Origin of the sequence: Nocardioides salarius, assembly GCF_016907435.1 — a bacterium.
GTDB classification, from domain to species: domain Bacteria; phylum Actinomycetota; class Actinomycetes; order Propionibacteriales; family Nocardioidaceae; genus Nocardioides; species Nocardioides salarius.
Genome location: NZ_JAFBBZ010000001.1, coordinates 2,174,505 through 2,193,474, shown reverse-complemented (window position 1 = coordinate 2,193,474; position 18,970 = coordinate 2,174,505). Strand labels below are relative to the sequence as shown.

The following is an 18,970-nucleotide window of genomic DNA, read 5'->3' as shown; positions in this document are numbered from 1 at the left end:
CTCCCCGCCATGGCCCCGCTCTCCCTGGTCGCCTCGGGCCTGCTCCTGGTCGCGCTGGTCGCCCCCGTCGGCGGGTACGACGTGCTGGCCGACTGGGCGGGCTGGGCCCTGGTCGTCGTGGCCCTGCGCCGCCTGCCCGGCGCGACCGCGACCCGGCAGCGACCGCTGCTGGTCGGGCTCGCGGTGGCCGCGGGCCTGCTGGCGGCGCTGCTGTGGTTCCCGGTGCTGCACCAGCCGCTGGTCGACGTCGACCCCGCCGTCGCCTGGGCGCTGAGCCTGCCGGCCCTCCTGGTCAGCGTGCTGTTGGCCCACGAGCTGGCGGCCGCGGCCGCGAGCGCCCACGACCGCTCGGCCCGGCGGCGCTGGCAGCTGGCACGTACCGTCGCCGTGCTCGTGGCCGTGCTGCCGGTGCTCGTCTACGGCGCTGGTCTGGACCGGCTCGAGCCCCTCGCCTTCGTGCTGGCCGACCTGCTGATCCTCGCCGTGATCGTGATGCTGCTGGTCGATGCGCGGCGACCGTGGGCCGGAGGCACCCCCCGCGACTTCGGCCGAAGCCCCGCGGACGCGGCCGGGGGTTCGTAGCCTCAGGCGCAGCGGGGCGTTGAAGCATCGACCCCGCCAGCCCCCGGAGGAACCTCGATGACCGTCCCCTCGTCCGTGCGTCGCGGCGCGACGCTGTCCGCGGCCGTGCTCGTGGGCACCCTGCTGCCGGTGCTCTCCCTGCCCGCCGCCCAGGCCGACCCCGGCTGCACCACCGAGGCGGCCCCGCCCGGCGAGCTGCCGCTGCCGCTCCCGCTCCCCGCCCCGATCGGCCCCGGCGACCGCTGCGACGACAGCGAGGCGCCGGTGACCTCCTCGGTGAGCGCCGTCCCCGCCGCCAACACCGCCGGCTTCATCGCCCGTGACTCGGTGACCTTCACCTTCACCGGCGCCCACACCGACGCCGACGCCGACCCGATCGCCTTCGAGTGCCAGTTCTTCAACACCCCCGAGGCCCCGGCCGACGACGACTGGACCCCCTGCGCCAGCCCGCAGACCTACTCCGACCTCGAGGACACCCGCCGCCAGCTCGGCGGGGTCGAGACGCCCTACACCTTCCGGGTGCGTGCGTACGACGCCGCCGACCGTGGCATCGACGCGACCTCGCCGACCAACCTGCTGCTCGGCACCGGCGGCGCCGAGACCGACCTGCCCGACACCGACCAGACGCCCGAGGAGACCAGCTTCAAGGTCGACACGCAGCGTCCGGTCGCGAGCATCTTCAACACGCCCTTCGACCGGCTGACCCCCGAGCGGCCGATGATCACCACCGACAGCCCGACGCTGCGCATCAACGGCAACGAGCCGGCCCTGGTCTTCGACTGCGACATCGACGGGCGCGCGGTGCCCTGCCGCGACGACAACGTCACCTTCCCCGACCTCGGCCCCGGCACCCAGACCCTCTCCGTCTCGGTCACCGACCGGGCCGGCAACACCTCCGCCGCGCCGGTCACCACCACCTTCACGGTGCCCGAGGACCTGGTCGCCCCGGGGCGGCGCTGGAAGACCCGGGCCTCGCGCCAGGCGTTCGGCGGCGACTACCTCGAGGCGTCGGCGTACAAGACCAAGCTCACCGTCGCCGGTGTCGACGTCCGCGAGGTGCGCCTGCTGGCCACCACCGGCCCGAAGAGCGGCAAGCTGAAGTACAAGACGCCCGGGGGCGCGTGGCGCAAGGTCAGGCTCGGTGGCAAGACCACCAAGCGCGGCCAGGTCGTCGTCGTGCGCAACGAGCAGAGCGCGCCGTTCACCGGCAAGATCGCCTTCCGGGTGATGAGCCGCGGCAAGCCGGTGCAGCTCGACGCGATCATGCTGCGCTGAGCGCCGCCTGACGACGCACGACGGGCCCGGACCTCCAGTGGAGGTCCGGGCCCGTCGGCGTGGAGCGGGTGCTGCTGGGTCTCAGGCCTTGACGACGTTGAGGGCCACCGTGGCGGACACCTCGTCGTGCAGTCGCACGGAGACCTCGTGGGCGCCGAGCGAACGGATCGGGTTCTTGACCGCGATCGTGCGCTTGTCGACGGCCTCGCCGGTCGTCTCGGTCAGCGCCGAGGCGATGTCGGCGGGGGTGACGGCGCCGAAGAGACGCCCGCCCTCGCCGGCCTTGACGGCGACGTTGACCGACGTGGCCTCGAGCTTCGCCTTGATCTCGGCGGCGTGCTCGATGCCACGGACCGCACGGCTGGTGCGCGCTGCCTTGATCGACTCGACGGTCTTCTCGCCGCCGCGGGTCCAGCGGATGGCCACGCCACGGGGCACGAGGTAGTTGCGGCCGTAGCCGTCCTTGACCTCGACCACGTCGCCCGGGCCACCGAGACCGGTGACCTCCTGGGTCAGGATGAGCTTCATCGTCCGTGCTCCTCTCAGCGACCGGTGGAGGTGTAGGGCAGCAGGGCCACCTCGCGGGCGTTCTTGACGGCGATGGCCACGTCGCGCTGGTGCTGGACGCAGTTGCCGGTCACCCGACGCGCGCGGATCTTGCCGCGGTCGGAGATGAACTTGCGGAGCAGGGTGGCGTCCTTGTAGTCGACGCCGCTCGCCTTCTCCTTGCAGAACTGGCAAACCTTCTTCTTGGGCTTGCGAATCACTGCCTTGGCCATTGTGGTGCTTCCTTTCTAGAAGCCCGCCCCGGAGTGGGTACCGGGTCGGAATGGGTCAGGTTGATCTGGACAGGTGGTGCTGGACCGAGGGTCCGGGATCAGACGGCGATCAGAACGGGGGCTCCTCGCCCACGCCCGGGGCGCCCCAGGGGTCGTTGCCCTGGGCCGGTGCCGGCCGGGACTGGCCCCCGCCGAACCCGCCGCCCTGCTGGCCCCCCTGCTGGGGAGCCGGCGAGGCCCACGGGTCGTTGGCCGGGGCACCGCCCTGGCCTCCGCCCTGCTGGGCGCCGCCGGAGTAGCCTCCGCCGCCGCCCTGGCCACCGCCGGAGTAGCCCCCGCCGCCGCCCTGTCGGGTCGTGCGGGCGACCTTGGCGGTCGCGTAGCGCAGGGACGGGCCGACCTCGTCGACCTCGAGCTCCATCACGGTGCGCTTCTCACCCTCGCGGGTCTCGTAGGACCGGGCCTTGAGGCGGCCCTGGACCACGACGCGCATCCCCTTCTGGAGGGACTCGGCGACGTTCTCCGCGGCCTGGCGCCAGATCGAGCAGGACAGGAACAGCGCTTCGCCGTCCTCCCACTCGTTGGTCTGGCGGTTGAGGGTGCGCGGCGTCGACGCGATCCGGAAGTTGGCCACGGCCGCCCCCGAGGGGGTGAAGCGCAGCTCCGGGTCGTCGACGAGGTTGCCGACCACCGTGATGACGGTCTCGCCTGCCATGAGGTCTCCCTAGCGGTGTGCTGATCCTGGTGCTGTTCGGTCGTCCGAGACAGCGTTCGCGACCATGGTGGCCGTTCGCGCCGACATCGGACAGGGGTCATCCACAAGTGGACGACCCGAGGCGTCGAGCCGGGGCTCAGTGCGCGTCGGGCCGGATGACCTTGGTGCGCAGGATCGCCTCGTTGAGGCCGAGCTGACGGTCGAACTCCTTGACCGTGTCGGGCTCGGCGTTCAGCGAGATGACGGCGTAGATGCCCTCGGCGTTCTTCTTCACCTCGTACGCGAGGCGACGACGTCCCCAGACGTCGACGGACTCGACGGTGCCACCGTCCTTGGTGATCACGTTGAGGTACTTCTCGAGGGACGGCTGAATCGTCCGCTCTTCGAGGCTGGGGTCGAGGATGACCATCACTTCGTAGGCACGCATAGCGGTCTCCACCTCCTCTGGACTCGGCGGCCACGGTCTCTCCGTGGCAGGAGGGCTGTGCGTTCCCGCGCCCGGCACGCCGCGGAGCGACGCGCTGGTGGGAGCGGGGACCGAGGACACGGACCCGTCGGTGGGTCGTGCGATCTCGGACAGGGCAAGATAGCAGCGCACCGGCGTGCCGGCCCAAACCCGGCTGTGGACGACGCCGCATGGCCGGTCCCCGCAGCGGGTAGACAGCCCGTGTGAGCCACCCCCGTCCGCCGCACCCCCCGCCGGCCCGGCCACCGGCGCGTCCGCCGACGAGCCCGCCGGCGCGCCTGGCCGGTCGCTACGAGCTCGCCGACCGCATCGGCCTGGGCGCGATGGGGTCGGTCTGGCGGGCCTGGGACCACCAGGCCGGGCGCTGGGTGGGCGCCAAGCTGCTCGACCAGGGCGCCACGCGCGCGGACGCCGGGATGCTGCTGCGCTTCGTGCGCGAGCAGTCGGTGCGCATCGCGCACCCCCACGTCGTCGCCCCCACCGGCTGGGCCGCCGAGGACCACCTGGTCGTCCTGACCATGGACGTGGTGCGCGGCGGCTCGCTCGACGACCTGCTCGCCGAGCACGGGCCGCTGCCCGAGAGCTACGTGCGGGTGCTCCTGGCCCAGCTGCTGCGCGCCCTGGCCGCCGTGCACGAGGCCGGTGTCGTGCACCGCGACGTCAAGCCGGCCAACCTCCTCCTCGAACCCACCGGCGGTGCCCGGCCGCACCTGCGCCTGGGTGACTTCGGCGTCGCCACCCTGCTCCACGAGCCCCGGCTGACCCGGCACCCCGGCGCGGTCGGCACCGACGGCTACATGGCCCCCGAGCAGCGCGGCGGCGCTCTCCCCGACCCGCGCCAGGACCTGTACGCCGCCGGCGTGGTCGCGCTGCAGCTCCTCACCGGCCGCCCGCCGGCTCCCCAGGGGCCACCGGCCCCGCCGACCCCGGCGACCCCGGCGCCGGGGGACCTCGGCGGGCTGCTCGCAGCGCTGACCAGCCCCGACCCGGCCCGCCGGCCTCCCACCGCCCTGGCCGCCCTGGAGCGCCTGCACCGGCTCGGCGTACCGCCGGGCACGCCCTGGGACCAGGAGCCCCGGCCCCCGCACGTGCCCGACCGGCTCGGCGAGCCCGCTGCGCCGCGGTCCTCCTCCGCCGGTCCGCCCCGCACCCGGACGGGGCTCGCGGCGCTGTGCCTGGCCGGCGCCTCGACGCTGTGCCTGGTGGCGCTGGGGCTGCTGCTGGTCGGCTGAGCGTCCGGCCGCCACGGCCTCAGCGGCGGCGCAGCAGCAGGAGGCCCGCGACGAGCAGCACCAGCGCGGCCAGCAGCAGCACGCTCGCCACGCCCAGCCGCTGCTCAGCCAGCGCCGGAAGGAGGAGGACCGCTCGCGGGTGCACGGGGCCAGCGTTCCCGGGACCACCCCCGACAAACCCCCGAGCCCGCGGCAAGCGCCCGCCGAGCACCGCGAGGAGGCCGGCGCCGGGCCCTGGGGCGCGTGGTCGGTGCCCGCTCCTAGGCTGGGGACATGTCGCCGCAGTCCCAGCAGATCGCCATCGGTGCCCACGTCGACCAGGCCGACCCGGTCGGGGAGGCCCGTGAGCGCGGGGTGCCGCTGGTCCAGATGTTCCTCGGCGACCCGCAGGGCTACCGGGGCCCCGAGATCCAGCACCCCGGCGGCGCGGCCGGCCTGCGCGACGAGGCCGCGGAGGCGGGGGTCGAGCTCTACGTGCACGCGCCGTACATCGTGAACGTCGCCACCACCAACAACCGCATCCGGATCCCCAGCCGCAAGCTCCTGCAGCAGCACATGGACGCCGCGGCCGAGATCGGCGCGAAGGGCCTCATCGTGCACGGGGGCCACGTCAACAAGGCCGACGACCCGTCGATCGGCTTCGACAACTGGCGCAAGGCCGTCGAGGCGACCGACGTCAAGGTCCCGCTGCTGATCGAGAACACCGCCGGCGGGGACAACGCGATGACCCGCTACCTCGAGCGGATCTCCGGCGTGTGGGCCGCGATCGAGGGCACCGACGGTGCCGACATGGTCGGCTTCTGCCTCGACACCTGCCACGCCCACGCCGGCGGCAACGCCCTCGAGACCGTGGTCGCCGACGTGCTGGCCATCACCGGACGCATCGACCTGGTGCACGCCAACGACAGCCGCGACGAGTTCGGCTCGGGCGCCGACCGGCACGCCAACTTCGGCGCCGGGCGCATCGACCCCGACCTGCTGGCCGCCGTGGTGCGCGACGCCGGCGCGCCGGTCGTGATGGAGACCCCGGGCCCCGCCGAGGCGCACGTCGCCGACGCGGCCTGGCTCCGCGATCGGCTGTAACGTCGCCGCCGTGACCCGCAGCGCGCCCCGAGCCGAGACCTCCGCCCCGATCCGGGTGCGGGAGATCACGCCTGCCGAGCACCTGGGGTTCCTCGAGACCCGCGAGTCGGCCAGCTTCCTGCAGACCCCCGCCTGGGGCCGCGTGAAGTCGGAGTGGCGCCGCGAGTCCCTGGGCTTCTTCGACGGCGACGAGCTCGTCGGCGCGGCGCTGGTGCTCTACCGTCAGCTGCCCCGCCTCAAGCGCTACCTGGCCTACGTGCCCGAGGGCCCGGTCATCGACTGGGCCGACGACGACCTGGCCCGCTGGCTGCGGCCGCTGGCCGCCCACTGCCGTGGGCGCGGCGCCTTCGGGGTGCGAATGGGCCCGCCGGTGGTCACCGCCCGCTGGAGCGCCCAGCAGGTCAAGGACGGCATCGCCGACGACGCCGTACGCCGCCTCGGCGACCTGGCTCCCCTCGAGCGCGACCACGTCGGCGCGCGGGTGCTCTCCCAGCTCGCGTCGCTGGGCTGGCGCCACCAGGGCGTGGAGGGCGGCTTCGCCGCCGGGCAGCCGCAGTTCGTCTTCCAGGTGCCGCTCGTCGACGCCGACGGCGCCGCCCTCGACGAGGACGCCGTGCTCAAGGCGATGAACCAGCAGTGGCGCCGCAACATCAAGAAGGCCGCCAAGGCCGGCGTCGAGGTGCAGTCGACCTCGGGCGTGGCCGAGGCGCTGGAGGCGCTGGAGGCGTTCCACGAGCTCTACGTGCACACCGCGGAGCGTGACCACTTCACCCCGCGCCCGCTCTCCTACTTCCGCACCATGGTCGAGGCGCTGGCCGGCGAGGGCGAGGAGCTCGGGCAGCCCGACCGGATGCGCCTGCACCTGGCCCGCCACGAGGGCGACCTGGTCGCGGCCACCATCGCGATCCGCGTCGGCACCCACGCCTGGTACTCCTACGGGGCCTCCTCCACCGAGAAGCGCGACGTGCGCGGCTCCAACGCCGCGCAGTGGGCGATGATGCGCGACGCGCTCGCCGCCGGCGCCCACGTCTACGACCTGCGCGGCATCACCGACACCCTCGACGGCGACGACAGCCACGTCGGGCTGATCCAGTTCAAGGTCGGCACCGGCGGCCAGGCCGTCGAGCTGGCCGGCGAGTGGGACCTGCCCCTCAACAAGGTGCTCTACCGCGCCTTCAGCCTCTACATGGCACGCAGGTGAGCGCGCGATGAGCCTGGTCCTGACCGTCGACGGCCCGCGCTGGCGCGAGCACCTGCGCCGCACCGCCGCGGCCCACCCCGGCCTGGTGCCCGTCGTCAAGGGCAACGGCTACGGCTTCGGGCTGGGCCGCCTCGCGCGGCGTACCCAGTGGCTGGCCGAGCAGGACCTGGGCCACGACGCCGGGGCCGGCACCTGCGACACCCTGGCCGTGGGCATGTACGACGAGATCGGCGAGGTCGCCCAGCGCTTCGGCGGCAGCATCGTCGTGCTCACCCCGTGGCGCCCGTTCGGCACCGCGCTCGAGGCCACCGCCGACGACGCGCTGGCCGACCGGCTGGTGCACACGGTGGGCCGCCTCGAGGACCTGCGCGACCTGCTCGAGCGCCGCCCCCGCGCCCGGTTCGTGCTGGAGCGGATGACCAGCATGCAGCGCCACGGCTTCAGCGCGCGCGGCCTGTGGTCGGTCGGCGAGGTGCTGCGCGCCCACCCCGGCGCCCGGCTCGAGGGCGTGGCCATGCACTTCCCCCTCGCCCACGGCTCGCACACCTCCGAGGCCTCGCGCCTGCTCACCGACGTCGTCGGCGCCGAGCTGCCCGAGGGCCCCGGCGCCCGCACCGTGTGGGTCTCGCACCTCAGCGACACCGAGCTGGCCGGGCTGGCCGCCCGCTGGCCCGAGTACCGCTTCCGCTCCCGGATGGGCACCGGCCTGTGGCTGGGCGAGCGCAGCGCGCTGACGGTGACCTCGACCGTCCTCGACGTGCACCCCCTCGAGCGCGGCGACGTCTTCGGCTACCGGGGCCGCACCGCCCCCAAGTCGGGCCACCTGCTGGTCGTCACCGGCGGCACCGCCCACGGCATCGGTCTCGAGGCGCCCACCGGCGACCTCGGCCTGCGCGGGCGCGCCGCGACCCTGGCCCGCGGCGGCCTCGACGCGGTCGGCTTCGTGCGCTCCCCGTTCTCCATCGACGCCAAGCAGCGCCTCTTCGCCGAGCCGCCCCACATGCAGGCCTCGATGCTCTTCCTGCCCGCCGGCGCCCGGGTGCCGGCCGTCGGCGACACCGTCGACGTCCGGGTGCGCTACACCGCCACCACGTTCGACCGCATCGTCGTCACCTGAGGGTGCGTCGGACCCCTGCATGAGTCCCCGGCTGACCGGGGACTCCTGCACTTGTCAGGGGTTGCAACACCCATCAAGCGCATGAGTCACCGGCTGGCCGGGGACTCATGCAGCCGGTCCGTACGCCGCCGCACCGGGTCGTGGCGGGGCCGCCAGACGTCGCGGGTGACCAGGGCCACGAGGTAGAGCTCGGCGGCGACCCGGAGCACGATGGCGACCCAGTAGAAGCCGGCGTCACCGCCCCCGCCGGCGTCGAGGAGGCCGCCGAGGTACCACCAGACCGACGCGAAGTAGAGGACCTCGCCGGCCTGCCACACGAGCTGGTCGCGCAGCCGGGGCCGGGCGAGCACCGCGAGCGGCAGCAGCCACAGCACGTACTGCGGCGAGTAGACCTTGTTGACCAGCAGGAAGCCGGCGACCAGCAGGAAGCCGAGCTGCGCCAGGCGCGGGGTCTCGGGGGCCAGCATGCCGAGCACGAAGACGCCGGCGCACCAGGCGGCGAAGAACACCAGCGAGGTGGTGTTGATCGTGGAGGGCGTGATGTCGAGGTCGGCGGCCTGCGCGGCGACCAGCCACAACGAGCCGAGGTCGGCGCCGCGCTCGGAGTTGAAGGACCAGAAGACCCGCCACTGCTCGAGGCCGGTCAGCACGGCCGGCAGGTTGGCCAGCACCCACGCGACGCCCGCGCCCAGCCAGGCCAGCCCCAGCGCGCGCCACCGGCGCTCGCGCAGGCAGATCACCAGCAGCGCGCCCAGCAGGAAGAGCGGGTAGAGCTTGGTGGCGGTGCCGAGGCCGACCAGCACCCCGGTCAGCAGCGGTCGCCCGGTCGCCCACGCCCACGTCGCGCCGGCGACCAGCACCACCGCGAGCAGGTCCCAGTTGACCAGGCCGGTCAGCAGCAGCGCCGGGGAGACGGCGAACCACAGCGCGTCCCACGGTCGCCGCGGGTGGGTGCGGGCCAGCAGCCACACCGCGAGGAGGGTGAGCACCGCGAAGCCGAGCGCGTTGACGATGACGAACGCGCGGATCTCGCGCTGGACCTCGACGTCGCCGAAAAGCGAGCCCGGGTCGGCGGCGCGGCGCGCATCGAGGTCGGGCAGGCCGGTGAGCCCCTCGGTCAGCCCCTGCGCCACCAGCGCGGTGCCCCAGGCCCAGTAGGAGATCCCGACCGGGTACTCCATCACCTCGGGGTAGCGCTCGCGCAGCGACTCGTCGCCCGAGTAGGGCCAGGCCCGCTCGACCAGCGCGCGTCCGGTGTAGAGGTAGGGCAGGTCGGAGTAGCACATCTGGCTGAAGCGGGCGTCGCTGTCGCTCCAGGTCTCGGAGTAGCAGGGCGCCTTCTGGAGCATCCCCAGCGCGACCACGACCGCGGCCAGGGCCAGCAGCACCCGCACCGGCGTCCACCAGGGGTGCCGGCCGGCGCGCTCACCCAGGGGCCCGCCGAGACCCTCGCTGAGGGTCGCGGCGAGCGGGTCCTCGCGGGTGGGCGCGCCGTCGGTCACTGCACGCGGCGGCGCTCGGCGTACGCGGCGTCGTCACGGCCCGCGCCCTGGCCCGGCGAGGGCGAGCCGCCCCCGGCGGCCGGGGACGAGGTCGACGACGGCTGCGACGTCGGCGAGGAGCTGCCCGAGGGCGACGGGCTCCCGCTCGGCCCGCAGAGGATGCCCTCGCAGTCGTCGGTGGGGCTCGGTGTCGGGGTGGGCGCCTCGGTGGTCGGCTCCTCGGTGGGGCTCGGCTCCTGGGTCGGCGACGGCTGCTTGGTGGGCGACTGCTGCGTGGGCTGCGGGCTCGACGGCGTCGGCGGGGCGGTCGTCGGCTCGTAGCCCGGGGGCGCCTCGCCGTCGACGAAGACCGGCTCGGGGAACTCCTCGACCTCCAGGCCCTCCATCAGGTCGCTCATCACCGCGAGCCAGGTGTCGGCGGGGTAGGCGCCACCGAAGTACTCCGGCAGCCAGCCCTGCAGCTGCTCGTTGCCCTTGCCGCGCACGTACATCACCGCGGTCGACATCTGCGGGGTGTAGCCGGCGAACCAGGCCGAGGAGACCTCGCCCTTGCCGTTGGTGGCCGTGCCGGTCTTTCCTGCGGCGGGGCGGCCCAGGGCGAGCGCGGCGGTGCCGGAGCCGCCGGTGACGTTCTGCTGCAGCGCGTAGGAGACGTCGGCGGCGATGTCGGCGCCCACGGCACGCTGGGTGCTCTCCTCGTGGGTGTACTCGACCTCGCCGTCGGCGCCCACGACCTCCTCGACGACGTACGGCTCGGAGTAGACGCCCTCGTTGGCGATCGTCGCGTAGGCGTTGGCCATGTTGATCGGGCTCACGGTCGCGTTGCCCAGGGCGATGCCGGTGATCGGCTCGAGGCCCGGCGAGGTCGGCGGGATGCCGGCGGCGTTCTTGCCCGCCTCACCCGGCGGGATGCCCATCGCGTTGGCCATGTCGAGGATCTTCTGGGGGCCCTTGTCCATCGCCAGCGTCATGTCGATGAAGGCGGAGTTCGCGGACTTCTGGGTCGCGTAGACCATGTCGATCGCCGAGCCGTAGCTCGCGTCGCCCTGGTTCTCGATCTCGGTGCCGTCGGGCAGCTCGTAGGGCGAGTTGCCGTCGAAGGTGTCGCGCAGCGAGAAGCCCTCCTTGATGGCCGCCGCGAGGGCGAAGGCCTTCAGCGTCGAGCCGGCCTGTCCGCCCGTGACGGCCCAGTTGTACTGCGACTGCACGTAGTCCTGGCCGCCGTAGAAGCCGCGCACGGCACCGCTGCCCGGCTCGACGCTGGCCACACCGACGTGCAGCTGCTTGTCGCCGAAGCCCTCGGGGCGCGCCTCGAGCACGCCCTCCTCGGCCGCCGTCATCGCGTCCTCGGTGAAGGTCGTGGTGACCCGCAGGCCGCCCCCGTCGATCTCGTCATCGCTGAAGCCGAGGCGGTTGAGCTCGTCGCGCACCATCTCGAGCACGTGGCCCTTCTGGCCGCCGTAGGTGCTCTGGGCCTGGATCTTCGGGAACTTCGGCAGCCGCTTCACGGCCTTCTCCGCGGCCTCGGGAGTGATGGTCTCGAGCTTCTCCATCTGGCTCAGCACGTAGGCGTAGCGCCCCTTGAGGGCCTGCTTGGAGTCCTTGCCGCCGGCCGGGTCGAAGCGCGAGGGGTTGTTGAGCACCGAGGCCAGCACCGCCGACTGGCGCAGGTTCATGTCGGCGGCGTCCTTGTCGAAGTACGCCTGGGCGGCCGCCTGCACGCCGTACGCGCCACGACCGAAGTAGATGGTGTTGAGGTAGCCCTGCAGGATCTCGGTCTTGGACTGCTGTCGGTGCAGCTTCAAGGCCAGGATGGCCTCCTTGACCTTGCGCTCGTAGGAGCGCTCCTGGGTCAGGTAGAGCACCTTGACGTACTGCTGGGTGATCGTGGACGCGCCCTGGGTGTCGTCGCCCGCGGCGTTGTTGAAGAAGGCCCGCGCGATGCCCTTCGGGTCCAGGCCCGAGTCGCTCCAGAACGACTGGTTCTCGGCGGCGACCACCGCGTCCTTGATGGAGTCGGGCATCTCGTCGTAGGAGATCGAGGTGCGGTCCTGGGTCGCGAAGCGGCCCGCCTCGGTCTTGCCGTCGGCGTAGTAGACGAAGGTCGTCTCGGTCTCGAACTCCGCGTTGGGGTCGGGGATGTCGGTGCTCTGGTAGAGGTAGAAGAACCCGCCGGCCGCGAGCAGGACCCCGACGACACCGGCGATCGAGCCCCACTTGAGGACGCTGAGGGAGCGCTGCTTCCAGGTGCGCGGCGTCTTCTTCTTGGGCGTCTTCTTCACGGCCGGGCCCGCGGCCCTGCGCTTGGCTGTCACGTCGGTGCTGCTCCAGGGGAAGGGGGCGCGCGGGGGGCGCCCGGTGGTCCGGACCGTCCATCAGGGTACGCACCCGCGGCCAGGACGCGCCGATCACGGCGCGACGCGGCTGACCACGCACTTTTCTCATCGCAGGGATATATCGCTACGATAGGTCGCATGGCACGTCGTGGAGAGACCATCGAGCTGGCAGTCCTCGGACTGCTGCACGAGGGACCCATGCACGGCTACGAGCTGCGCAAGCGGCTGAACCTGATGCTCGGCTGGGGCCGGGTGCTCTCCTACGGCTCGCTCTACCCGACGCTGAAGAAGATGCTGCGCGCCGGGCTGATCGACGAGTCCGCCCCCACCCGCACGCCCGTGAGCCGTCGGCCCCGGATCACCTACGAGGTCACCGAGGCCGGCACCCATGAGTTCGAGCGGTTGATGTCGGAGGTCGGTCCCACCGCGTGGGAGGACGACAACTTCGACATCCGCTTCGCCTTCTTCTCCTCCACCGACATGGAGATCCGGCTGCGGGTCCTCGAAGGCCGCCGCACCCGCCTCCAGGAGCGCCTGGAGCGAGTCCAGGGACAGCTGTCGATGACCCAGAAGGAGGTCGACCGCTACGCCGCGGAGCTGCAGCGCCACGGCGTCGAGTCGGTCGAGCGCGAGGTGCGGTGGCTCTCCGACCTCATCAACGCCGAGCGCGACGGCAACCACCCGGGTCGCGACGCGGCCCGACCGCAGTCCGCCCAGGCCCAGCAGTCCCCGCAGTCCCCCCGGGACGCGCACACCGACGAGAACGACGACCAGCACGTCCCACCGGACACCTCAGCCGAGGTGCCGGCGACCACAGCTCGACGACCCGGCCCCGCGGCCGGGGAGTCGTGAGACAAGGAAGGAACGACCCGATGGGTTCGGTTCGAGTAGCAATCGTGGGAGTCGGCAACTGCGCCACCTCCCTCGTCCAGGGTGTCGAGTACTACAAGGACGCCGACCCCGAGGGCAGCGTCCCCGGTCTGATGCACGTCATGTTCGGCGAGTACCACGTCAAGGACGTCGAGTTCGTCGCCGCCTTCGACGTCGACGACATGAAGGTCGGCAAGGACCTCTCCGAGGCCATCCACGCCTCCCAGAACAACACCATCAAGATCGCCGACGTGCCCACCCTGGGTGTCGAGGTCCAGCGCGGCCCGACCCTCGACGGCCTGGGCAAGTACTACCGCGAGACCATCGAGGAGTCCGGCGCCGAGCCGGTCGACGTCGTGGCCACGCTGCGTGAGGCCGAGGTCGACGTGATGGTCTCCTACCTGCCCGTGGGCTCGGAGGAGGCGGACAAGTTCTACGCCCAGTGCGCCATCGACGCCGGCGTGGCCTTCGTCAACGCCCTGCCCGTCTTCATCGCTTCCGACCCCGAGTGGGCCAAGAAGTTCGAGGACGCCGGCGTCCCGATCGTCGGCGACGACATCAAGAGCCAGGTCGGCGCCACCATCACCCACCGCGTGATGGCCCGCCTGTTCGAGGACCGCGGAGTGACGCTGGACCGCACCTACCAGCTCAACGTCGGCGGCAACATGGACTTCAAGAACATGCTCGAGCGCGAGCGCCTGGAGTCCAAGAAGGTCTCCAAGACCCAGGCCGTCACCTCGAACCTGACCGGTGAGCTCAAGGGCAAGATCTCCGACCGCAACGTCCACATCGGTCCCTCCGACCACGTCGAGTGGCTCGACGACCGCAAGTGGGCCTACGTGCGCCTCGAGGGCCGCGCCTTCGGCGACGTGCCGCTGAACCTCGAGTACAAGCTCGAGGTCTGGGACTCCCCCAACTCGGCCGGCATCATCATCGACGCCCTGCGCGCCGCCAAGATCGCCAAGGACCGCGGCATCGGCGGACCGATCATCTCGGCGTCGTCGTACCTGATGAAGTCCCCGCCGGTGCAGCTGCCCGACGACGAGGGCCGCCGTCGCGTCGAGGCGTTCATCGCCGGCGACGAGTAGCCAGCAGCTCCCAGGAGCACCAGCAGCACGACGAACGGCGCGGACCCACCCGGGTCCGCGCCGTTCGTCGTCGGACGTAACCCCGGGTGTACGGGGGTCGTTGCCCGGGGGACGCGCCCCTACCAGGGGGCGCCCCGTCTCGAGGACCACCATGCACCCCACACCCCGCCACCGCCGGCGGCTCCGGGCCACCGCCCTGCTCGCCGCCGGCACCACCGCACTCTCGGCGATCGGGGCCCTCGGCCTCGGAGCCACCGCCGGCGCCGCCCCTGCCAGCAGCCCCGCCAGCGCCCTCGCCGCCACCGCGGCCCCCGGCGACGTGGCCGCCCCGCCCAGCGAGGCCACCCTGGGCGACCTCGCCGTCGAGAACAGCTTCGTCTCCTCGGTGGGCTGGGTGAAGCCCGGTGAGACCTACCCCTCGCGGATCCTGCTCACCAACTCCGGCACCACCCCGGTCACCGGTGTGAGCATCACCGTCACCGCCCCGCGCGGCAGCACCATCACCGGCGCCCGCGCGCCGGGCGGGACCTCCGCCAGCCCGGTGCCCGCCGGCGGCACCGAGACTCTCGTGTGGACCGTGCCGCTGGTGCCCGCCGGCAGCGCCGAGTCGCCGGCCCGGGTCACCCTGGTGCTGGAGCACCGGGCCGACTCGCTGGCCCAGGAGCCCACCATCGTGTGGCGCGACCTGTCGACCACCGCCCGGATCACCCGCGCGGCGCAGAGCACCAGCGTGACCAGCCACGGCCCGAAGGTGATCCCGCCGGACGAGATCTACGACACCGCGCGCTACGGCGACCGCCCCTTCCCGATCGTCCCGGTGCAGTACACCGACCGCGCCTACCAGGCCACCCACACCGGCGACCAGCTCGAGAAGGTCATCAACGACCCGGCCTTCGAGGGCTCCACCTTCAACCTGTTCCAGGAGATGAGCCTGGGCCAGCTGTTCCCCGAGGGCACCGTGCCCTCGGCCGGCCTCGACGGCACCGACTTCACCTACGCGCCGGGCTTCGAGTTCACCGGGGTCGAGCCGGGCCAGACCTGCACCGGCGGCCTGACCTACGCCGACTCCCCCCTCGACCCGGCCGGCACCCCGCTCTACCCCGAGCGGATCAGCGACGGCGTCTACAACCTGCCCGGCAACACCGCCTACTACGGCGCCGACGCCAACGGCTCCGCGCTGATCGGCGCGCTCGCCGGCGTCGGAGCCCTCCAGGCCATCGACAGCGGCTGCGGCACGCCCGGCAAGATGGTCTACGACGCCGCGGCGATCGCCGACCCCGAGGTCGACTACTCCGACTTCGACACCGACAAGGACGGCGTCGTCGACTTCTTCATGGCCGTCTTCGCCGGCTGTGGCGGCAACGGCGCCAGCCAGCTCAGCGTGGCCGGCTGCGAGTACGCCGGCGCGCCGTACGACAACGTGTGGCCGCACTCCTCGTCGCTGGAGTTCTACTACACCGACCCGACGACCGGGCTGGCCGGCTTCACCACCGACGACCAGCTCAAGGACCTCGAGGGCCGCCCGCTCTGGTACACCGACACCGCGCGGACCACGATGACCACGACCGACAAGGGCGCCGACCTCAAGGTCTTCGTCCGGGTCGGGCCCTACAACGTCAACCCCGAGACCGCCATCGACGCCGCGAGCGTCATCAGCCACGAGTACGGCCACTCGCTGGGCCTGCCGGACTTCTACTCCACCGGCAGCCGCGAGACCTACGGCGACTGGAACCTGATGGCCACCGACCAGTCGCAGAACATGGACGCGTTCTCGCGCCAGGAGATGGGCTGGGTCGTCCCGCAGGTCCTCGACGCCTCGACGTCGGTCACGGGCTGGAAGGACTCCAAGACCGACATCGACGCCATCACGTGGCAGACCCCCGACGGCACGCCGTACACGCTGCGGGAGGGCACCGACGGCCGCGTGCAGAACTCGCAGATGTACGTCGCCAAGCTGCCCGGTCGCCAGCTGCTCGACCCGGCCGTCTTCGACTCCGGTGACAAGGCGAGCAAGACCCACGCGTGGTGGTCGGGCTCGGGCAACGACTTCGGCTGCGCTCCGCAGAGCGGTCGCAACCTCGACGTGGCGATCCCCCAGCTGGCCAGCGTGCCCGCGGGCAGCACCGTCGAGCTGTCGATGAAGTCGTGGTGGGACATCGAGTGGGACTACGACTACGGCTTCGTGCTCACCACCACCGACGGCGGCAAGACCTACACCTCCCACGAGTCGGAGGAGGGCTACACCACCTCCAACACCGACCCCACGGCCGGCAACCCCAACCAGAACCAGTGCCAGGCCACCTTCGACAACGGCCTGACCGGCACCTCCGGCAGCTACCAGGCCGGCTCGGAGGCCATCGACCGCAAGCTGGGCGAGACCCCCGAGGCGGTCTTCCTCGCCGACCGCTACGACATCAGCGAGCTCGCCGGGCAGCAGGACGGCGCGCTGCGCTTCAGCTACGCCACCGACCCGGGCCTGGCCCGGCCAGGCTGGTTCGTCGACGACCTCAAGGTCACCGTCACCGAGCCCGGCAAGGCGCCGTACGACGTGCTGGTCGCCGACCTCGAGACCAGCGGCGGTCCCGACGACGGCCGCATCTTCAACGGCGGCTGCCGCAAGGACCTGGCGGTGGCCCAGAGCTGCACCCAGGGCTGGAAGTTCCTGCAGGCCGGCGCGGCCTCGCAGCAGGACCACGCCTACTACCTCGAGATGCGTGACCGGTCGGGCTTCGACTTCGACGGGAAGGGCCAGGCCGACCGCGGCGGCGCCGCCTTCGAGGCCGGCCTCTCACTGGTCTACACCGACGAGGCGCACGGCTACGGCAACACCGGCACCGACAACCCGCCGGCCCAGTCGCCGCTCGACGCGACGCCCACCCCGGGCAGCGACACCCCCGAGCTGGCGGACGCGGCGTTCACCGCAGCGGCGGGGCGCTCGAGCTTCTCCGACGCCCCGGCGAAGCCGCACGTGGACAACTACTCCGACCCGAGCACCACGTCGGGCGACTGGGAGTTCGCGTTCGGCTGCCTCGGCTTCACCGTCAAGGAGATGACCGGCGCCGACGCGGCCCCGGCCAACAACCTGACCGGCGTGGTCGACCTGACGGTCGGCTCCGGCTGCGGCGAGTTCGACTACGGCTACCTCGACGAGGAGCCGGCCGGCGACAACACCGCGCCGCAGGCCGCGGCCAAGGCCACCCCGGCCACGGTCGGGACCGGCGACGAGGTCACGCTCTCGGCCGAGGGCAGCACCGACGCCCAGACGCCGGCCGCCGACCTCGACTACAGCTGGGACCTCGGCGACGGAGGCAGCACCAAGGACGCGACCGGCCAGGTCGTGACCACGACGTACGACACGGCGGGCACCAAGACCGCCACGGTCACGGTGACCGACCCGCAGGGCGCCGTCGACACCGCGTCGGTGACCATCACCGTCACCGAGGGCGACGGCGAGAACACCGCCCCCACCGCCGAGGCGCGGGCCAAGCCGGCGCGCGCGACCAACGCGCGCTCGGTGCGGCTGTCGGGCAAGGGCTCCAGCGACGCCGAGTCCGACGCCAAGGACCTGACCTACACCTGGGACTTCCACGACGGCGGCAGTGAGGTCGACGCCCGTGGGCGCCGCACCAAGCACCGCTTCCGCGAGGTGGGCATCCAGAAGGTGACCCTGACGGTCACCGACGAGGCCGGCGCCAGCGACACCGACACGATCCGGTTCCGGGTGCACCGGTTCTCGGCCTGCCAGTCCGGCAAGGTCGAGCGCTCCGGCTCGTGGCGCACGGTCGGGTCGCAGCGCGGGCCCGGAGGCAACTACTGCGACAACGCGGCCAAGGGCCAGGGCGGCGGCAAGGACGTGCTGCGCCTCGACTTCAGCGGCCCGCAGGCCGCCGTGGTCTACGGCACCGACGCCCGGGGCGGCAAGGCCACGGTGCTCGTCGACGGCGAGCGCGTGGGGGTGGTCTCGTTCAGGAGCGACGAGCCCTCGCGGCGCGTGGCCCTCGAGCGCCGGTTCACCGGTCTCGGCAAGGGGTCGCACACGCTCGTGCTGAAGGTCCGCTCCCGGCTGGCCTACGTCGACGGGTTCGTGACCAGGAAGTAGCGCCAGCAGCACAGCGCCGGCGCCGGTCCCCGCATGGGGCCGGCGCCGGTCTGCGTCCGCGCCGACTCCGCTGGTCGAGCAGTGACGAGCGCCAGCGAGGAGCGTCGCCGAGACCCGGTGACCGACGTGCCCGCCGTACGCCATGGGGTCACCGGGTCTCGGCGTCGCTCGAGCCTCCGGCCCTCGCTGCTCGACCAACGGTGCGGCGCTGTCGTTGCTCGAGCAGTGACGAGCGCCAGCGAGGAACGACGCCGAGACCCAGTGGGCCCCGTGCCCGCCGTGCGCCATGGGGTCACCGGGTCTCGGCGTCGCTCGAGCCTCCGGCCCTCGCTGCTCGACCAACGGTGCGGCGCTGTCGTTGGTCGAGCAGTGACGAGCGCCAGCGAGGAACGTCGCCGAGACCCGGTGACCGACGTGCCCGCCGTGCGCCACGGGGTCACGGGGTCTCGGCGTCGCTCGAGCCTCCGGCCCTCGCTGCTCGACCAACGCTGCGGCGCTGTCGTTGGTCGAGCAGTGACGAGCGCCAGCGAGGAACGTCGCCGAGACCCGGTGACCGACGTGCTCACCGTGCGCCATGGGGTCACCGGGTCTCGGCGTCGCTCGAGCCTCCGGCCCTCGCTGCTCG

General features: G+C 72.6%; 16 protein-coding genes. 9 read left to right on the top strand and 7 right to left on the bottom strand.

Features of this window, described 5'->3' with window-relative positions:
- Positions 1–9 precede the first annotated feature (9 nt).
- Both JOE61_RS10540 and JOE61_RS10535 read left to right on the top strand, forming a co-directional pair.
- Entirely contained in the window at positions 10–582 is a 573-nt protein-coding gene (locus JOE61_RS10540; RefSeq protein WP_193671103.1) for a hypothetical protein, read from the top strand.
- Positions 583–639: 57 nt separating this feature from the next.
- The gene (locus JOE61_RS10535) at positions 640–1,857 is read left to right on the top strand and encodes a hypothetical protein (RefSeq protein WP_193671102.1); all 1,218 of its coding nucleotides are present in this window, start codon (positions 640–642) and stop codon (positions 1,855–1,857) included.
- An 81-nt stretch (positions 1,858–1,938) separates the two neighbouring features.
- Here JOE61_RS10535 and rplI read toward each other — a convergent pair whose 3' ends face one another.
- From rplI to rpsF, 4 genes are all read right to left on the bottom strand, one after another.
- Positions 1,939–2,385 (bottom strand): 50S ribosomal protein L9, encoded by a 447-nt coding sequence (gene rplI, locus JOE61_RS10530; protein WP_193671101.1) that lies wholly within the window; start codon positions 2,383–2,385, stop codon positions 1,939–1,941.
- Positions 2,386–2,399: 14 nt separating this feature from the next.
- Positions 2,400–2,636, bottom strand: a complete 237-nt coding sequence (gene rpsR / locus JOE61_RS10525) for a 30S ribosomal protein S18 (protein ID WP_179614814.1) — start codon at positions 2,634–2,636, stop codon at positions 2,400–2,402.
- 109 nt (positions 2,637–2,745) lie between these two features.
- Positions 2,746–3,351: a single-stranded DNA-binding protein gene (locus JOE61_RS10520; RefSeq protein ID WP_193671100.1), complete on the bottom strand. Its 606-nt coding sequence runs from the start codon at positions 3,349–3,351 to the stop codon at positions 2,746–2,748.
- Positions 3,352–3,487: 136 nt separating this feature from the next.
- Positions 3,488–3,778 carry a 30S ribosomal protein S6 gene (rpsF, locus tag JOE61_RS10515; protein WP_179614816.1) on the bottom strand — a complete coding sequence of 97 codons (291 nt, stop codon included), beginning with the start codon at positions 3,776–3,778 and terminating at the stop codon, positions 3,488–3,490.
- A gap of 242 nt (positions 3,779–4,020) precedes the next feature.
- On the opposite strand from rpsF, the gene JOE61_RS10510 reads away from it, so the two are divergent.
- A complete protein-coding gene (locus JOE61_RS10510; RefSeq protein ID WP_307822929.1) occupies positions 4,021–5,049 on the top strand; it encodes a serine/threonine-protein kinase in 1,029 nt (342 codons plus the stop codon).
- Positions 5,050–5,068: 19 nt separating this feature from the next.
- Here the strand turns inward: JOE61_RS10510 and JOE61_RS22175 are convergent, their stop codons facing one another.
- Positions 5,069–5,194 (bottom strand): hypothetical protein, encoded by a 126-nt coding sequence (locus tag JOE61_RS22175; RefSeq protein ID WP_264675533.1) that lies wholly within the window; start codon positions 5,192–5,194, stop codon positions 5,069–5,071.
- Positions 5,195–5,322: 128 nt separating this feature from the next.
- Here JOE61_RS22175 and JOE61_RS10505 point away from each other — a divergent pair, with 128 nt between their 5' ends.
- The 3 genes from JOE61_RS10505 to JOE61_RS10495 are packed head-to-tail and all read left to right on the top strand — an operon-like array spanning position 5,323 to position 8,450.
- Positions 5,323–6,132, top strand: a complete 810-nt coding sequence (locus tag JOE61_RS10505) for a deoxyribonuclease IV (protein WP_193671099.1) — start codon at positions 5,323–5,325, stop codon at positions 6,130–6,132.
- A 10-nt stretch (positions 6,133–6,142) separates the two neighbouring features.
- Positions 6,143–7,333 (top strand): lipid II:glycine glycyltransferase FemX, encoded by a 1,191-nt coding sequence (locus tag JOE61_RS10500; protein ID WP_307822927.1) that lies wholly within the window; start codon positions 6,143–6,145, stop codon positions 7,331–7,333.
- A 7-nt stretch (positions 7,334–7,340) separates the two neighbouring features.
- Positions 7,341–8,450: an alanine racemase gene (locus JOE61_RS10495; protein ID WP_193671098.1), complete on the top strand. Its 1,110-nt coding sequence runs from the start codon at positions 7,341–7,343 to the stop codon at positions 8,448–8,450.
- A gap of 86 nt (positions 8,451–8,536) precedes the next feature.
- Here JOE61_RS10495 and JOE61_RS10490 read toward each other — a convergent pair whose 3' ends face one another.
- Together JOE61_RS10490 and JOE61_RS10485 are read right to left on the bottom strand one after the other, a co-directional pair.
- Complete coding sequence (locus JOE61_RS10490; protein ID WP_193671097.1) at positions 8,537–9,952, bottom strand: glycosyltransferase family 87 protein; 1,416 nt, start codon at positions 9,950–9,952, stop codon at positions 8,537–8,539.
- Positions 9,949–12,267, bottom strand: coding sequence for a transglycosylase domain-containing protein (locus JOE61_RS10485; protein WP_193671096.1), 2,319 nt, complete (start codon positions 12,265–12,267; stop codon positions 9,949–9,951). Before JOE61_RS10485 ends, JOE61_RS10490 begins: the two co-directional genes overlap by 4 nt.
- Positions 12,268–12,426: 159 nt before the next feature.
- Here JOE61_RS10485 and JOE61_RS10480 point away from each other — a divergent pair, with 159 nt between their 5' ends.
- The 3 genes from JOE61_RS10480 to JOE61_RS10470 all read left to right on the top strand — a co-directional run bounded on the left by JOE61_RS10480 (position 12,427) and on the right by JOE61_RS10470 (position 18,345).
- Positions 12,427–13,140 carry a PadR family transcriptional regulator gene (locus JOE61_RS10480; RefSeq protein ID WP_193671095.1) on the top strand — a complete coding sequence of 238 codons (714 nt, stop codon included), beginning with the start codon at positions 12,427–12,429 and terminating at the stop codon, positions 13,138–13,140.
- Positions 13,141–13,160: 20 nt separating this feature from the next.
- Complete coding sequence (locus JOE61_RS10475) at positions 13,161–14,246, top strand: inositol-3-phosphate synthase (protein WP_193671094.1); 1,086 nt, start codon at positions 13,161–13,163, stop codon at positions 14,244–14,246.
- A gap of 151 nt (positions 14,247–14,397) precedes the next feature.
- Complete coding sequence (locus JOE61_RS10470) at positions 14,398–18,345, top strand: PKD domain-containing protein (protein ID WP_193671093.1); 3,948 nt, start codon at positions 14,398–14,400, stop codon at positions 18,343–18,345.
- Positions 18,346–18,970 lie beyond the last annotated feature (625 nt).

Coding starts and splice junctions, on each gene's coding strand:
- JOE61_RS10540 (WP_193671103.1), top strand. CDS start 10: ATGGCCCCGCTCTCCCTGGTCGCCTCGGGCCTGCTCCTGGTCGCGCTG.
- JOE61_RS10535 (WP_193671102.1), top strand. CDS start 640: ATGACCGTCCCCTCGTCCGTGCGTCGCGGCGCGACGCTGTCCGCGGCC.
- rplI (WP_193671101.1), bottom strand. CDS start 2,385: ATGAAGCTCATCCTGACCCAGGAGGTCACCGGTCTCGGTGGCCCGGGC.
- rpsR (WP_179614814.1), bottom strand. CDS start 2,636: ATGGCCAAGGCAGTGATTCGCAAGCCCAAGAAGAAGGTTTGCCAGTTC.
- JOE61_RS10520 (WP_193671100.1), bottom strand. CDS start 3,351: ATGGCAGGCGAGACCGTCATCACGGTGGTCGGCAACCTCGTCGACGAC.
- rpsF (WP_179614816.1), bottom strand. CDS start 3,778: ATGCGTGCCTACGAAGTGATGGTCATCCTCGACCCCAGCCTCGAAGAG.
- JOE61_RS10505 (WP_193671099.1), top strand. CDS start 5,323: ATGTCGCCGCAGTCCCAGCAGATCGCCATCGGTGCCCACGTCGACCAG.
- JOE61_RS10495 (WP_193671098.1), top strand. CDS start 7,341: ATGAGCCTGGTCCTGACCGTCGACGGCCCGCGCTGGCGCGAGCACCTG.
- JOE61_RS10480 (WP_193671095.1), top strand. CDS start 12,427: ATGGCACGTCGTGGAGAGACCATCGAGCTGGCAGTCCTCGGACTGCTG.
- JOE61_RS10475 (WP_193671094.1), top strand. CDS start 13,161: ATGGGTTCGGTTCGAGTAGCAATCGTGGGAGTCGGCAACTGCGCCACC.
- JOE61_RS10470 (WP_193671093.1), top strand. CDS start 14,398: ATGCACCCCACACCCCGCCACCGCCGGCGGCTCCGGGCCACCGCCCTG.